Origin of the sequence: Bacillus sp. FSL K6-0923 (genome assembly GCF_038630825.1) — a bacterium.
In the GTDB taxonomy this organism is placed as follows: Bacteria; Bacillota; Bacilli; order Bacillales; family Bacillaceae; genus Bacillus; species Bacillus pumilus.
Genome location: NZ_CP152044.1, coordinates 918,266 through 933,331, shown reverse-complemented (window position 1 = coordinate 933,331; position 15,066 = coordinate 918,266). Strand labels below are relative to the sequence as shown.

General features: G+C 41.3%; 16 protein-coding genes and 1 pseudogene. 6 read left to right on the top strand and 11 right to left on the bottom strand.

Annotated elements, in window-relative coordinates; all coding sequences use genetic code 11:
• Positions 1 to 94: 94 nt before the first annotated feature.
• The 5 genes and pseudogenes from MHI16_RS04575 to fabL form a co-directional block, all read right to left on the bottom strand.
• Entirely contained in the window at positions 95 to 1,837 is a 1,743-nt protein-coding gene (locus MHI16_RS04575; RefSeq protein ID WP_061407155.1) for an ABC transporter ATP-binding protein, read from the bottom strand.
• Positions 1,838 to 1,931: 94 nt separating this feature from the next.
• Entirely contained in the window at positions 1,932 to 2,462 is a 531-nt protein-coding gene (locus tag MHI16_RS04570) for a DUF402 domain-containing protein (RefSeq protein WP_012009337.1), read from the bottom strand.
• A gap of 147 nt (positions 2,463 to 2,609) precedes the next feature.
• Positions 2,610 to 2,870, bottom strand: coding sequence for a YgaB family protein (locus tag MHI16_RS04565; protein WP_137055487.1), 261 nt, complete (start codon positions 2,868 to 2,870; stop codon positions 2,610 to 2,612).
• A gap of 173 nt (positions 2,871 to 3,043) precedes the next feature.
• Positions 3,044 to 3,193: pseudogene (locus MHI16_RS04560) on the bottom strand (gamma-type small acid-soluble spore protein); the annotation flags it as partial.
• A gap of 75 nt (positions 3,194 to 3,268) precedes the next feature.
• Entirely contained in the window at positions 3,269 to 4,021 is a 753-nt protein-coding gene (fabL, locus tag MHI16_RS04555; RefSeq protein WP_003217873.1) for an enoyl-[acyl-carrier-protein] reductase FabL, read from the bottom strand.
• An 81-nt stretch (positions 4,022 to 4,102) separates the two neighbouring features.
• On the opposite strand from fabL, the gene MHI16_RS04550 reads away from it, so the two are divergent.
• Positions 4,103 to 4,327, top strand: coding sequence for a hypothetical protein (locus MHI16_RS04550; RefSeq protein ID WP_044139672.1), 225 nt, complete (start codon positions 4,103 to 4,105; stop codon positions 4,325 to 4,327).
• Here the strand turns inward: MHI16_RS04550 and mutY are convergent.
• Positions 4,314 to 5,414 carry an A/G-specific adenine glycosylase gene (mutY, locus tag MHI16_RS04545; RefSeq protein ID WP_058015781.1) on the bottom strand — a complete coding sequence of 367 codons (1,101 nt, stop codon included), beginning with the start codon at positions 5,412 to 5,414 and terminating at the stop codon, positions 4,314 to 4,316. The genes MHI16_RS04550 and mutY overlap by 14 nt on opposite strands.
• A 191-nt stretch (positions 5,415 to 5,605) precedes the next feature.
• Here mutY and MHI16_RS04540 point away from each other — a divergent pair, with 191 nt between their 5' ends.
• On the top strand, positions 5,606 to 6,586 hold the full coding sequence (locus MHI16_RS04540; protein ID WP_061407152.1) for a metal-dependent hydrolase: 981 nt from the start codon (positions 5,606 to 5,608) through the stop codon (positions 6,584 to 6,586).
• An 18-nt stretch (positions 6,587 to 6,604) separates the two neighbouring features.
• Here MHI16_RS04540 and rsoA read toward each other — a convergent pair whose 3' ends face one another.
• Both rsoA and MHI16_RS04530 read right to left on the bottom strand, forming a co-directional pair.
• Positions 6,605 to 6,805 (bottom strand): sigma-O factor regulator RsoA, encoded by a 201-nt coding sequence (rsoA, locus tag MHI16_RS04535; protein WP_061407149.1) that lies wholly within the window; start codon positions 6,803 to 6,805, stop codon positions 6,605 to 6,607.
• Positions 6,774 to 7,376, bottom strand: a complete 603-nt coding sequence (locus tag MHI16_RS04530; protein WP_061407147.1) for a sigma-70 family RNA polymerase sigma factor — start codon at positions 7,374 to 7,376, stop codon at positions 6,774 to 6,776. The genes rsoA and MHI16_RS04530 overlap by 32 nt, the downstream gene beginning before the upstream one ends.
• 166 nt (positions 7,377 to 7,542) lie before the next feature.
• Between MHI16_RS04530 and MHI16_RS04525 the strand changes: the two genes are divergently transcribed.
• The 3 genes from MHI16_RS04525 (at position 7,543) to MHI16_RS04515 (ending at position 9,455) form a co-directional block, all read left to right on the top strand.
• Positions 7,543 to 7,707, top strand: coding sequence for a YvrJ family protein (locus MHI16_RS04525; protein WP_081106434.1), 165 nt, complete (start codon positions 7,543 to 7,545; stop codon positions 7,705 to 7,707).
• Positions 7,708 to 7,801: 94 nt separating this feature from the next.
• Positions 7,802 to 8,965 carry an oxalate decarboxylase family bicupin gene (locus MHI16_RS04520; RefSeq protein WP_061407145.1) on the top strand — a complete coding sequence of 388 codons (1,164 nt, stop codon included), beginning with the start codon at positions 7,802 to 7,804 and terminating at the stop codon, positions 8,963 to 8,965.
• Positions 8,966 to 9,032: 67 nt separating this feature from the next.
• Complete coding sequence (locus MHI16_RS04515) at positions 9,033 to 9,455, top strand: regulatory YrvL family protein (protein WP_061407143.1); 423 nt, start codon at positions 9,033 to 9,035, stop codon at positions 9,453 to 9,455.
• A gap of 4 nt (positions 9,456 to 9,459) precedes the next feature.
• Here MHI16_RS04515 and MHI16_RS04510 read toward each other — a convergent pair whose 3' ends face one another.
• Entirely contained in the window at positions 9,460 to 9,927 is a 468-nt protein-coding gene (locus MHI16_RS04510) for a DinB family protein (RefSeq protein ID WP_144462945.1), read from the bottom strand.
• A gap of 206 nt (positions 9,928 to 10,133) precedes the next feature.
• Between MHI16_RS04510 and MHI16_RS04505 the strand changes: the two genes are divergently transcribed.
• A complete protein-coding gene (locus tag MHI16_RS04505) occupies positions 10,134 to 11,267 on the top strand; it encodes an NAD(P)/FAD-dependent oxidoreductase (RefSeq protein WP_061407141.1) in 1,134 nt (377 codons plus the stop codon).
• Positions 11,268 to 11,290: 23 nt separating this feature from the next.
• On the opposite strand, the gene MHI16_RS04500 is transcribed toward MHI16_RS04505, so the two are convergent.
• A complete protein-coding gene (locus MHI16_RS04500) occupies positions 11,291 to 13,882 on the bottom strand; it encodes a YfhO family protein (RefSeq protein ID WP_081106433.1) in 2,592 nt (863 codons plus the stop codon).
• Between the two features lie 87 nt (positions 13,883 to 13,969).
• On the bottom strand, positions 13,970 to 14,953 hold the full coding sequence (locus MHI16_RS04495) for a glycosyltransferase family 2 protein (RefSeq protein ID WP_061407137.1): 984 nt from the start codon (positions 14,951 to 14,953) through the stop codon (positions 13,970 to 13,972).
• Between the last annotated feature and the right edge of the window lie 113 nt (positions 14,954 to 15,066).

Below are 15,066 nucleotides of genomic sequence, written 5' to 3'. Positions count from 1 at the left end.
TACTTTTTAAAATTGTATTGAGACAAGCTGGGAAATATGTCATGTTTTTGACAAGCATAAAAAAGCCTATCCGCTAGAATCGGATAGGCTTCTACTAATTTAATGTTTGAATGGTAAAAAGATGGCGATAGTGGCTGTCTCTGTTCATTAATTCTTCGTGTGTTCCTTTTTCCACAATCTCACCTTGTTCCATGACGACAATGAGGTCAGCATGTGTAATTGTTGATAAGCGGTGCGCGACAATAAAGGTTGTGCGGTCCTTTGCTAGCTTTTGCATCGCTTCTTGAATGTAATGTTCACTTTCTAAATCTAGTGCAGACGTTGCTTCATCTAAAATCAACAGCGGTGGATTTTTTAGAAAGACCCTTGCAATGGAAATCCGTTGTTTTTGACCCCCTGACAGCTTCACGCCCCGTTCTCCTACCTTCGTGTCATATCCTTCAGGAAGAGACATGATAAAATCATGGGCATTTGCCGCTTTTGCAGCCGAAACGATTTTTTCAAAAGAAGCTTCTGGATCTCCAACGGCAATGTTTTCTTTAATCGTGTCACTGAATAAGAATGTATCCTGCAGCACCATTCCGACTTGATTTCGAAGGCTTCTTGCTTTGTACTCTTTTATATCAATGCCGTCAATTTCAAGTGATCCGTTTGTCACATCATAAAATCTTGGAATTAAGCTGACGAGAGTGGACTTCCCCCCACCGCTCATTCCTACAAGCGCAACCGTTTGTCCTTTTTCTACTTTCAAGGAGATGTTGCTGAGAATCTCTTCCTGCGTGTGTTCATAACGAAATGACACATTTTTAAATTCGACCTCTCCTTTTAAATGATCGGCTTCTTTTGCATTCGGTCGATCTGTTACCTCGTATGGCTCATCAATAAATTCAAAGATACGATCCATTGACGCTACCGACTGAGTTAAAGTCGTGGATGAGTTTATGAGGCGGCGAATCGGGTTGTACATCCGGTCAATATAACCGACAAAGGCAATCATGGTCCCGATCGAAAGTGATCCATTAATGACGGTGTAGCCAGCAAATGCAATGATTAATAGCGGTGCAATATCAGTAATGGTATTGACGACGGCAAATGTTTTGGCGTTCCAATTCGTATGATTGATCGCTTTGTTTAAGAAATTTTTATTTTCATCATGAAAATTCTCTTGTTCATATTCTTCAATGGCAAAGCTCCGAATAACCGGCATTCCTTGTACCCGCTCATGCAAATGCCCTTGCACTTCAGCCAGCGCCTGTGACCGCTCTTTTGTCAGCTTACGCAGCCTGCCGTAAAAAAACTTCACTGCAAACGCATATAACGGAAAAATAATGACAGAAACGATGGTGAGCTTGATGTCCAGTGTACACATAATGGCGATCACGATGAGCACGGTCATCAAATCAAGCCAAATATTCATAAGACCTGTGATGACAAACTCTTTTGTCTGCTCCACATCGTTGATGACTCTAGATATGATTTCTCCTGTTCTCGTGTTGGCATAATAACGAAGGCTGAGCTTTTGAATATGCGAAAACAGCTTTTCTCGAATATCAAATAATACTTTACTGCCTGTCCACTGCGCATAGTATTGTCTATAGTATTCAACAGGCGGTCGCATCACTAAAAATAAGACGAGCATGATTCCCATAATCATCAGTAGAGATGATGTCTTTTCTTCAGCCGACCCCGAGCCTTGAATGACATCATCAATGACATACTTTAAAAGCAGAGGCAATGTTAAGGGAATCGAGAACTTGATCATCCCGATGACCATTGTCAATGCAATCTGTTTTTTATACGGTGTTACAAAAGCCATGTAACGTTTAATGACCCCCATGTAAATCTCCTTCCCAATCTATCAGTGCCTCTTATCCGTACGCAATCAAAAACCTGTTAGCCTAAAAAGCTAAACAGGTTTTTGCTGCTCTTGCTTATTTTGTATAATGTAAAAAACGTTCATACCACATATCCACAAATTCAGGAGCAAACGGACCTTTCCGCTGGTGAATCCAATGCAATAATGTATTCAGATGCTCTCTTAAGATACTATCGATTTCCTTTGGATAATTCATCTGCCTCTTATGATCTGCATATTCATCCTCATCCAAAATATTGTACGTCATGTCCGGAAAGACTTTGACATCTAAGTCGTAATCAATATACTTAATTGCTTCTTCATCTGTTGCAAAAGGAGAGCTGATGTTGCAGTAATAATATACCCCATCATCTCTAAGCATCCCAATCACATTAAACCATTGTTTTGCATGGAAATAGCAAATAGCCGGTTCTCTCGTCATCCAAGTACGGCCGTCGGATTCAGTCACCATTGTCCGGTCGTTTGCACCAATGATACACAATTCCGTTGCTTTCAGAATGGTGGTTTCATTCCAAATCCTGTGGATCAAGCCATTGTGTTTATAGCTTTGAATTTGGATGGTTTCTCCTTCCTTGGGATAGCCCATATTTTCTCCCCTACTTTCTATAACAAAAAAACCTAACAGTCCAAAGACCTAATTTCCCAACTAAACATGTCTCTATTATATTATACCGTTACATCATTAAAAAATGAAATGAAAAAGCCATTCAACCCAATTGAACGGCACACTGTCTTACATCACGGTTGAACTCTTTTCCATCTGCTTATATGAATTGATGACCTCTTCTGTCTGTTTTGTAAACAAGGTTTGAACTCTTTGCAGTTCCACACGTTTCTGTTTGATTTGATCATGAAGCCTGGTCCACTCTTCTTTTTTTTCATCTTGCAGCAATTGTTTTTCTGTTTCTAAGCATAGATCGAGTTCTCCCTGTACATTGAGCAGTTGATCCATGAGCTGCATTTGTTCTTTTACAAGCTGATCGAAATCAGACATCTAACTCCTCCCTTTTATTTTCAACCACTTTTTGTCTGTATACCATTTCTTGAAAGATCGCCGAAATCCTTTGACTGTTTATGTAGAGGTTTTACAGGTTTTGTCGGATGGTGGGGAGAGGCAAAAAGAAAAGCACTTCATTCGTAGATGAAGTGCTTTCTCTGTTTCAGTGATTAGCTGTTTTGTTGTTTGTTTTGCTCAGCTTTTTGGTTATATTTTTTTACGTGCTGTGCGTCAGTCTCGCTAGCAAATTCAGTGCCATATTGACCACCTTGTGCAGCAGCTTGGTTTTGTTTCTTCACTTGTTGTGCGTTTGTTTTGTTTTGTTGTTTGTCCATCATTATCACCTCCACGCACATTAATTTGTGCAGAAGGTGCAAATCCTATTCATGATTTTTTTAAACAAGCAAAGAACGTCCGCCATCCACAATAATCGTCTGTCCTCTAATCATATCTGCCTTGCCTGATACAAGGAATTCCACGCTGTCGACCATGTCTTTAATTTCCACCATTCGGCCAGCTGGTGTATTTTTCTTGGCGTCTTCTAAAAGCTCTTCTCGGTTCGGGAAGTGCTTAAGTGCATCTGTATCGATCGCGCCGCCAGATACGGCATTCACGACAATATTCTTTTGTGACAGCTCCACAGATAGATAACGCGTCAATGCTTCTAATGCTGCTTTTGAGACGCCAACAACTGTGTAATTTTCAAGATAGCGAATAGAGCCTAGTGAGCTAATGCTGACGATATGTCCGCCACCGTTTTTCTCCATTAGTTTCGCCGCTTCTTGTCCGCAAAATAGTAACGCTTTTGCATTGATATTCATCGTCCAGTCCCAATGATTTTCTTCAAGGTCCATGATAGGACGCTGAACACCTGATGCCGCATTGTTCACAAATATATCTAAACGGCCAAAGGTTTCGTCGATTTGCTGAAACATATCTTTAATTTTCTCAGGCTGGCCTACATTGGCTTTGACAACCAATGTTTTGACACCCATCGCTTCAATTTCTTCCGCTGTTTCAAGTGCGGCTTTTTTGCTTCTCGCATAGTTAATGACAATGTCATATCCTTTTTCAGCGAGACGAAGGGCTACTTCTTTCCCTACTCCTCTGCTGCTGCCTGTAATTAATGCACATTTACGTTGACTCATTATGGTTCATCTCCTGATTTGAATAGTTTTGGTTCATTCGCTTCACACTAATAGGAAAGTTCCTATTAGGAGGTTACATTCATGTATGTCGGACGCGATTTAAGCCAGCTTGGCATGATGTCCAAGGATCAATGGAAAGATACTGAGCTTGCTTACTTTCATCATGCTTTCCAACAAATTTTACCTTATTTAAACGAAGAAGGGCAATCTAAGTATCGAGAAATCATTTCTGAAATTGAAAACCGCGGGGGTCTGCACCGAAATGAAGCTGATTATACCCACGGGACAACGGTTAAATACGACTAGGCTGCTCAAGTGCCAGCTTCCAAATTTTTTGGTGTGAGACTGGCAAAGCATATGCCTCAAATTCTTCTGTTGTGACTTTCTTCAGCATCGTGTCATCAGATATAGAGGTAACTCGTCCAAAGAAAACAGAAATATTCCAGATGAGGTGGGTAAATACATGCTGAATGGTGCCTTCTAAGTCACCAAGCTCTGCTTGTACACCTGCCTCCTCTTTTAAGAAATCCATGAGCTGCTCTTTTTCCGTTTTTCTTCCCTTTATGGTTTCCAAGTTAGGGAATTCCCATAAATTCGCAAGAAGGCCTGTACTTGGCCGCTTATGAATATAGAGGTTGCCTGCGTCATCAAATAACACCGCTGCTGCCATTGATTTTGCAGTCGGTTTTTTCTTTTTGCTTTTCACTGGGAGCTCATGCTGAACACCTTCTTCGAGTGCCGAGCAATGCATGTTCACAGGACAAATGAGGCATGCAGGGGATGTTGGGGTGCAAATGAGCGCACCAAGCTCCATCAGCCCTTGATTGAATTCTGATGGCTTTTCCCGGGAAATGAGCTGATCGACCGCAAACTCGAAAATATTTCTCGTTTTTGGTTTTGCAATATCATCCCATATGGACAAAATACGGGAAATGACCCTCATAACGTTGCCGTCTACCGCAGGGTACGGCTTGTTATAGGCGATACTCAGTACTGCGCCGCTCGTATACGGACCTACACCTTTGAGCTTTGAAAATTGCTCTTTCGTATCAGGGACAATGCCACCGTAGGATTCATATACTTCTTTCACAGCTGCCTGTAAATTACGCACTCTTGAGTAGTAGCCAAGACCTTCCCATGCTTTCATGACCTTTTCTTCATCAGCTAAAGCGAGATCTTTCACCGTCGGGAATTGCTCCATAAACCGGTTGAAGTACGGAATGACCGTATCTACTCTCGTTTGCTGAAGCATCACTTCTGATACCCAGACGCGGTATGGATCTTGATTTTCACGCCACGGAAGTGTTCGTTGTTCTTTTTCATACCAATCAATTAAATCATGCTGAAAGCCCGCAATATCTTTGCGGTCCAGCTTTTCTTGAATGTCTTTCATATCTATACTCCTTCTCATTGGACCGAGGGCTAACGTTCTGAAAAGAACCTTATTTGTTGTATACTGTTTGTAGATACGTTAACATGTTACATTAAATCAAGACAAAGCAAAAGTGCTTTTGCACATAGTCTTGAAAGAAGGCGTATACTTTGTATGATTGTTCCTAAGCATGACAACTAGGAGGTAATCAATTGGACACTGGTACTCATGTAGTAATGGGCATTTCTCTTGGGGGACTTGCACTTTTAGATCCAGCCGTCAGCGCAGATCCACACTTGGCACACGCCGTGATGATCGCGACCATCGCCGGCTCCCAAGCACCAGACATTGATACTGTGCTAAAACTAAAAAATAATGCGGTTTATATAAGAAATCACCGAGGATTTACACATTCCATTCCGGCTGTACTATTTTGGTCATTGCTGATTCCGGCTGTGATTTTCCCATTTGTGCCGGGGGCGAATTTACTTCACCTCTGGTTATGGACCCTATTAGCCGTTGTGCTTCATGTGTTTGTCGATATATTCAATGCATACGGCACACAGGCCATTCGTCCATTTTCAAAGAAGTGGGTAGCGCTTGGGATTATAAACACGTTTGATCCATTCATCTTTTTTACACACCTTGTCGCCATTGTCGTTTGGGCGATTGGCGGTCATCCCGGCTATACGTTCATAACGCTGTATGCGGTGATTTTTTGTTACTATATCGTCAGGGTCATCATGCAGCTTCAGATCAAACGTCAGCTGCGTGCACGATTCGATGAAATTGAAGACATTATTATTTCGCCTACGATGAAGTTCAGACAATGGCGCATTGCCGTGAAATGTAAATCCTCTTTCCATGTTGGGCGCAGTATGAATGGAGAGGTTGTCATTTTAGACACCTTTAACCGGGTGCCGGTCCCTGATACTGAAATTATGAAAATTGCCAAACAAGATGAAAACATTTCAGCCTTTCTCTCCTTCTCCCCTGTCTACCGGTGGGAAGTGGATAAATACAAGGATCATTATGAGGTGCGGTTCATTGATTTGCGCTACCGCAGCAAAGGTCACTATCCTTTCGTCGCGATCTGCCATATCGACATGGACCACCAAATCAAAAATTCCTATACCGGCTGGATTTTCAGTGAAGAAAAACTGCAAAAAAAATTAAGACTCGGCTCAGTGTGAGCGAGTCTTTTTTTGTGCTTACAACTTTGTCATATATTCCACAATAAACTCCCAAAAGCCAGGTCCCTCCTGATAAATCAGCCTGTCTACTTTTTCAATGAGTTTGATATAGAGTTCTTGTTCGAGGTCTTCTCTTTCTTGATATGCCGTGTTTTGTAGTTTCTTTTTGATCATGGGTGTGAAGGTTTCAATGAGTTCTTCCATTTCTCCATTGGTCATTTTGTCTTCGTGCACGGACTTCTCCCCCTGTTTCTTCTTTTAGTTTGTTGAGTGCTTTTTTGTGTATGTTTGAGATGTTTTGTCTCGTTTCGCCTAGCCGATCGGCTATTTCTTTCATTGTTTGACCTTCAACATAAATATGGGTTAAAACAATTTTTTGTTTGTCTGTGAGCTGCTGGTAGGCCTTGTACAATGTTTGGTCTTGCAGGTGCTCCCCTAAGTCTTGCTGGTTGAAGAGCACAGCTTCATACGTATCTGTTTGAACAGGGTCTTTCACTTCTTGATGATCAGGATGGTCGAGTATGAGCGGAAAACGCTGCTGCTTTTTTTTGACTCGTTTGTCAAAGTCGACTGAAAAGATGCGTATCATTGTGGAGATATACTTGATGATGCGGATTTTTTGATAAAACTGCTTGAACTCGGAATCTAGTTTTTTCGCATTTTCCTCGTTTGGCTCTTCCATGACTTGCCTAAGCAGCTGCTGGTTTTTAGGGTTGCTTAAAAATTGCTGAATGAGCGGGTGATCAACGATTTCATTCCATTTTGCTTTCAATAACAGCCGATAATCCATGTGCATCCTCCCCTTTGTTCTCTCTACTTGCATTAAGTGGACAAAAGTTAAAAAAAGTAAACTTTGTGAAACGGGTCTAATGGTTCATTTTCTCCCCCTTTGATTTCCTATTTCTTCTTTCATACCACTTATAGAGAAGACGAGCATCCGCTGGGAGGTGAGACAAATGGAGACCTTTTTTTCGGAGGAATGGTTGAAGCAGCTCGGTCAGGCTGGCTTTCCTGCCATTTTGACGATTTATTTGCTGACACGTTTTGAACGAAAGTTTGATGAATTAAGCAAACTCATCCAACGATTGGTCGCTGCTCAAAAAAATGATGAATTAGATTGACATCTTCTTGATTCGTTTCACCTTATGAAAACGAGGACGAAATGAAAGGCCTTTTGTCACCTCACACAATACGATGTTGAAAGGGGATTTTATCATGAGTGAAAAGCAAAATGGTGTACCGCAGCCGATTCGAGGAGAAAAAGGAGCAACAGTCAAAATTCCACGTAATCTCGAGCGAGACAGACAAAACCCAGATATGCTCACGCCACCAGAAACCGATCATGGAACGGTTCCCAACATGAAATATTCTTTTTCTGATACGCACAACCGTTTAGAAAAAGGCGGTTACGCAAGAGAAGTCACGGTACGTGAACTACCAATCTCTAAAAGTCTTGCCTCTGTGAACATGCGGCTAAAACCTGGTGCAATTCGTGAGCTGCACTGGCATAAGGAAGCGGAGTGGGCATACATGATTTATGGGGAAGCCCGAATTACATCGGTTGATGCAGAGGGGCGGAATTTTACAGAGGATGTGACTGAGGGAGATTTATGGTACTTCCCTTCTGGCTTGCCGCACTCTATTCAAGCACTTGAACCAGGAGCGGAATTCTTGCTTGTGTTTGATGATGGTTCCTTCTCTGAAAATAGTACGTTCCAAGTGACTGATTGGCTTGCGCATACCCCAGAGGAAGTTGTGCTCCAAAACTTTGGAATGACAAAGGAGCAATTTGAAAAACTGCCAGAGAAAGAGAAGTATATTTTCCAAAAAGGAATCCCTGGTTCCCTTGAGTGTGACAAGGTGAAAACAGAGCAAGGAGAAGTCCCGAACTCCTTTAAATATGAGCTGTTAAAGCAAGAGCCGATTACGTCAAGCGGCGGACAAGTGTGGATTGCGGATTCTACCAATTTCAAAGCCTCTAAAACGATTGCCTCTGCTCTAGTGAAAGTTGATCCAGGTGCCATTCGTGAGCTACACTGGCACCCAAATACGGATGAATGGCAATATTTCATTTCTGGAAAGGCACGAATGACGGTCTTTGCTTCTGATGGACATGCGAGAACCTTTAACTATCAGGCGGGAGACGTTGGCTATGTGCCATTTGCGATGGGGCATTATGTAGAAAATACAGGTGACGAACCACTTTATTTCTTAGAAATCTTCAAGAGCGACCATTATGCAGATATCTCACTGAATCAGTGGCTTGCAGTCACACCGAAACAGCTTGTTCTTGATCATTTAGATCAAGGTGAAGAATTCTTGAAATTGCTTGATACTGAAAAACACCCTGTCATCGCTGCGACTAAAAAAGAGGATTAATTCCACCTTCCTGCAAAAAGGCTGTCCTTTTTGCAGGTATCTTCATGTAAAGGAGTGTTGTTTACCCATGCAACAATCTGTTCACGCTTTATGGCAAGGGCTGAAATGGCTGATGGCGATATCAGCTATCTGTTACATATTTTTGTTGTTTTGTGTGCTGTTCTTTCATTTGACCGGTGCTTTTTACCAATCGATTTTATCATTGCTACTGTTTATGGGCATCTATGTTGTACTTGGGATCTCTTTTGAACATCTGGAACACGTGCTCATGCGGTTTGTTCGTAAGTGTCGGTCCAAAAAACGATCTATCGTTTTCTATGCCGTTTTACTTCACCTTTTGTTTATTTGGGGTGCTGTCTATGTATCAGACGAATTGGTTGACGGCATTTTGCTGACTACTTCTGAAGAAATTCTCTTTGCGCTTAGTCTTTGGCTATTTCATTTTTTATTTGATTATGCGACGTTTCCATTTGAGAAAGAAGCATCGTGAGGCGCTATCGTCTTTCTGTAGAGAGCGCTTGTTTGACCTGCTCCATATGATGAAGATCATGTTTAATCAAACCTTGAAAATAACTTGATAACGTCAGCTCGGTTTGACCGATCAGAAAGGGTGTAGTCCAGCGAGATGCTTCGATTTTCTTCATTTCTTGAAGCAATTCTGTTCTAACAGCAATAAATCGCCCGATCGTCTCGCTTCTCTCTTCCTTTCTTGCTCTTTCGGCTGACTGCTGATTCATTTCATGCACATCAGGTGCCTGAGGTAACGCTTTATTGTTCCAAAATTCCTTTAGGCGATCGTGTAAAATAAATTCATCCCATGGAACAAAATGTGCGATGATCTCAGCAATGCTCCACTTTCCATCAGTGATGGCGCTATGCCATTCTTCTTCTGTTACTTCCGTTAGTGACTGTACCCATTCAAGGGTGTGTCCATAGTGTTTTATCACGGTATCTTTGTTCATGTTTTGTTATCCCCTTCATGTTTTTAAAAGAAGTTGATCAGAAATTGGATAGTTTCATTCTTGCTAAATCATTTATAACATATTATCATATACTTTAATTACCAAATAAAAAGGGGGAATTGTGATACGCTGTCCTATATGAAAAAGCTTATTTTTTTGCACCAAAATAAACCGACCGGTCTGTTTATAAAAGAGGAGGGGAAATAATGAAATCTCAAAATGTGATTATTATCGGCAGTGGTGTAGCCGGATTGGCTACTTCTTTATTTTTAAAAAAGGCTGGAATGGAAAGTACGATTTATGAAAGCAGGTCAGATGAAGAATTAGAAACAGGAGCAGGTTTTTTACTGTCTCCGAATGGGGTAAAGATTTTGGATGGAATCGGGTGTAAAAATGAAGTGATAGCAAATGCAACAGTGATAAAGAAGATCCAGCAAATAAACAGTGAAAATGAAGTAGAAGCGATCTTTCACAATTATAGTGAAAAATATTATGATGCTCCTTTACTGAACGTCATGAGAGACCAAATCATCAAATCACTTTTAAAAGAAGTTCACCGTCAAGGAATAGAAGTGAAATACAACAAAAAGTTAACCTCGATCAAACAGCAGCCTCATTCCGTTCAGGTTCTTTTTGAAGATGAAACTGTGATAACAGGTGATATCGTAATAGGAGCAGATGGAACTTTTTCGAAAACAAGAGAGGCTATTGCGTTTAATGCTAAATTAGATTATAGCGGCTTTTGGGGACTACAAGGAGTATCGTTTGTGAAGAATTTTGTATTGGATGAGGCAACAAGTTATTTTTACAATGACGGAAACTTTCAATTCATTTTTGGAAAAGCGCATCCAACAAATAAAATGAATATTTTATGGCAAGCTTTCTCTCAGTGTCCTGAGAAGTTACCTACAAAACATTTTGAGAAAGCCAATAAAGAAACCATCCGACAGTTATTATATAAACAAATGGAACATTGGAGCATTCCTAAACACCTTTCTGACATCATCGATCATACAAACATGTTCTTTCCAAGAAGTATCTATGAAATAAAGGATTTTCCTGTGTGGTCAAAAGGACGTGTTGTTCTTGTAGGTGATGCGGTACATACGGCGAACCCTTTTGTTGGTCAAGGAGCATCGTATAGTCTAGAAGATGCCATGCTCATAGCAAAGATGCTAAGGGATCATGATTATCGAGATGCGTTCTATTATTATGAAAAAGATCGAAGAAAGAGGACAGAAGAATTGAATGCGCTATTTCAGCACATGAGTATTCAAAACGATATTGATAAAAAAATGAACGAATACACGATTGAATGGGATGAAGAAACTTACGTATGAGATGAAAGATAAAAAAACACCACTTATGATGAAAAGTGGTGTTTCTTGTGTTTTCTCCGTGCATAGAGGATCGCACCAATCAAACTGACGAGTGAAATCAATGCGAGAATTCTGATATAAGGCGGATAGTAGGTTAGCACAATCTCGTTTTTGCCTTTTTCTATTGGAAAACCGATAAAGGCGTAATTGGCTTGTTCAATATCGGTTTGATGGCCGTTCACCGTGAGCTCCCAGCCTTTTTCATATGGAACAGGCAGAATCATATAATCATCGCCGCGCTTGTTCTCATAAGAAATCGTAAAGCGGTTATTTTTAAGTTTCACCTGCTGGTTGCCATCATCCTGTTTTTCTTTTTCATATGCCCGCGCAAGGGTGCGGTAAGGCTCATGATACAGCTTTAATTGACTCAGCTCATACGTCCCTTTTGGAACTCGTATAGAAAGGATTTTTTCCGCAGGGACTCGAATCGTCACGTCATTAACTCCTGTTTTGTAGATAGACGTATTGCTTTTGCGTGATGTGACGTAGTCATCCACAGATAACTGAAACCCTTCGTTACGGTCGGTCCGCTTCACATAAAAGCTCACATACACATCCCCGGCACGAGCGATATCATCTGGAAGGGTGATATTCAGCCCGCCCGTTTTCCCGTATACATCAAGCACGCCATTTTCGTATACCGCTTGTTCAGTATGAATGTTTGTATCCTTTATTCGATCAGGCGATTGGTCGATTTCAGCATTTCCTTTTTTGTTTAAGATCACACCTTGCAACATCGCATGTTCTTTATCAAGTGCTGACGCATGCTCTAGTGACTTTTCTGAATAGACGGTACTCGTTGTTCTTGCAAATGGGAGCGGGCGTGTATTTTCATACACTTCATAATGTTCTCTTTCCAATATTGGCTTAAAATAAACCGGCGGTGAGAAAGACACCCTTTTGTCTCTCATATAATACTTTCCGTAGGTCAGGCTGTATAAATTCGCCCTGTCCCCCATTGTTGCATAACGGCTGACACTTTCCCTTCCCATATCGATTTGCAGGTCATTCCAGTAGAAATTGAGCAAATGCTGATTCAATATACTTGAATACACACTCATGCCTTGGAAGCCTTCAAATAATGGGGTATTGTTGCGCACGCCATTCATCCAATCAATCCGGGCGAGCGGATCTTTTGAGCGGCTTTGAATTTGCTGAATGAGCTTCATTTGTTCATGTCCAGCATATACCTCACTATTCAGATACGTATCTGATACGCTCTTAATATTGCTTCTTTCAGATAAGTATCCCTGCTGATACACGCCTGCTGTCAGTAAGCTGATGGCAATAAGCACAGCTGAAAAGAGACGAAGGTGCTGACGTTTTTCCGCATGCATCCATAGGAAGAACAAGCTGATCACAAGCAGTCCTATACCTGTAAACACAACGACATCCATGTTTCCCTTTGCTCGTTCTGAAAGGACGACAGCGAGAAGGAACACGATCCAAGCGCCTAAGACCGCACGCTTTTTCCACTTCCACTCGATTTGTGAGAAATGCTTGATCGTGATGGCAACGACCGCTCCAACTGTAAAGGCCAGAATGTATTCAAATCTGTACTGCGGTGCAGAAAAACCATTAAACACGCTCGCCATCTTTGGACTGTAGTGAAAAACAATGAGCAGCATACTGATGGATGTAAACATGAAAAACCATCTGTTCCGGTAAAGCGGAACGAGGAACATACAAATGAGAAAAATCACAGGTAATAAATACACCCTGCTCGTAAACAGCAGATGATCATGCAGCTCGAACCAAGGAATGGTCTGTTCATACGGCGGTCTTATATTGTTAAGAAAGCCATAAACAGACGGGATAAAAAAGGCGGCACTGATCCCAAAAGATAACAGCGTAGAGATCGCAAGTGTCCAAAATACTTTCCACCCGTGCTCCTCACTTCGCAGCTTGATCATATATCTGAAGACAAGATAGATCGCTAAAAAGATAAAGTGAATATAAGCAAAGTAAAAGTTGTTGATCAGCATCAGACTGCAACTCGCAATAAACCAAGCGGGCTTACCCGTTTTGAATATCCGCTCAACCCCAAGCACAAGCAGCGGAAGCCACATCATGCTGTCGGTGAAAAATTCCCAAAACGTTTGATGCCGGAAATATACAATAGATAATCCATAGATTGCGGCACCTGTCAGTGCACCCAATCTATTTTGAACCATTGAAAGAAGCACACGGTAAGCGATGAAAAGAATAAGCGTCAGCTTGATCACGCTCAGCCAAATGACGGCATTTGCCCAAAAATGGATGTCTGTTGACTGTATGAGATGGAGCGCATTCATCAGCCAAACGACAGCGACTGTCACCATAAAGACCGTCGACGTTGTGAAATAATACCCTAATTGCGTGTATGTACCGCCGCCTAGACCGAATTGATAGGAATAAAAGAAATTCCCTTTGACGTATTCGTCGTAAAGCAGCTTTTTAAATGGGAGCATTTGCGAAATGCCATCCCCATCTCCTGTCATGTACCGGCCTTGCGTATATTCATATAAGAAAAAGGAGTGGCCTAATAATGCGAGAATGAGGCACATTCCAATGATTATCCATCTACGTTTCATTATCTAAATCCTTTCCACAAAAGATCCATTGTTCTTTGAAACAAAACAACCCAGCAAGCGATTCGTGCTTGCCGGTTATTTGACTCCACGTTATTTAAATAACTGCGTTAACACTCGGTCTTGTTCCTTAGAGCTTGTCTCTTGCTGCATGACATTTGATTCTTGGATCAAATAATGCGGCCTCTTTTTCGTTTCATAATAAATGCGGCCAATATATTCACCAATCACACCTAGACTCAAAAGCTGGACACCTCCGAGGAAAAGCACAGCCGATATTAAAGTGAAATAACCAGGTACTATCACGCCCGTTTTGACGATTTGAATAAAGGTGGCCACGATGTAAATCAAAGAGAGGAATAAGATCAGTATGCCAGTATAAAAACAAATACGCAGCGGGCGGTTGTTAAAGGAAATAACGCCATCTATGCCATAGTTAAACAACTTCTTTAATGACCATTTTGTATCACCATGCTGTCTTTCTACATTTTCATAATAGATGACCTTTTCTTCAAACCCAATCCAGCAAAAAAGCCCTTTAGAAAAACGATTTCCTTCTTTCAGCTGAAGCAATGCATCGATTGCTTGGCGCGAAATTAAGCGGAAATCTCCCACGCCATCACGCAAGTCCACTTCGACTACCTTGTTCATCACTTTATAGTACATGGATGATAAGTAAGAGCGAAGCTTGCTGTCTCCTTTACGGTTCCGTTTGGCAATGACTTGATGGTAGCCTTCTTCATATCCTCTGACGAAGTCCTGAATCAAATACGTTGGGTGCTGCAGGTCGGCGTCCATGATGATCGCAGCTACTCCATTCGCATATTCAAGTCCTGCCAGAATAGCGGCTTCCTTCCCAAAGTTACGTGAGAAGGAAATGTATTTGACCTTTGCACTTTTGCGAGAGAGTTCTCTCATATATTGAAGTGTATTGTCTTTGCTTCCATCATTCACAAAAATGATTTCAAAGTCATAATGAAAATCGCGAAACTCTTCCTCGAGTGCCTCAAAGATTCGTCTGATGTTTTCACCTTCATTGTAAGAAGGAATTATAACAGAGAGCAATTCTCGTTCCATATCGCACCTTCTCTTCACTTTTTTCACATAGTCTGATATGTTCATTATTCCTTTTTTATCAGGAAACGAAACCCTTTTTTATTATCCATAAATTACATGTTTCTTTAATCGTT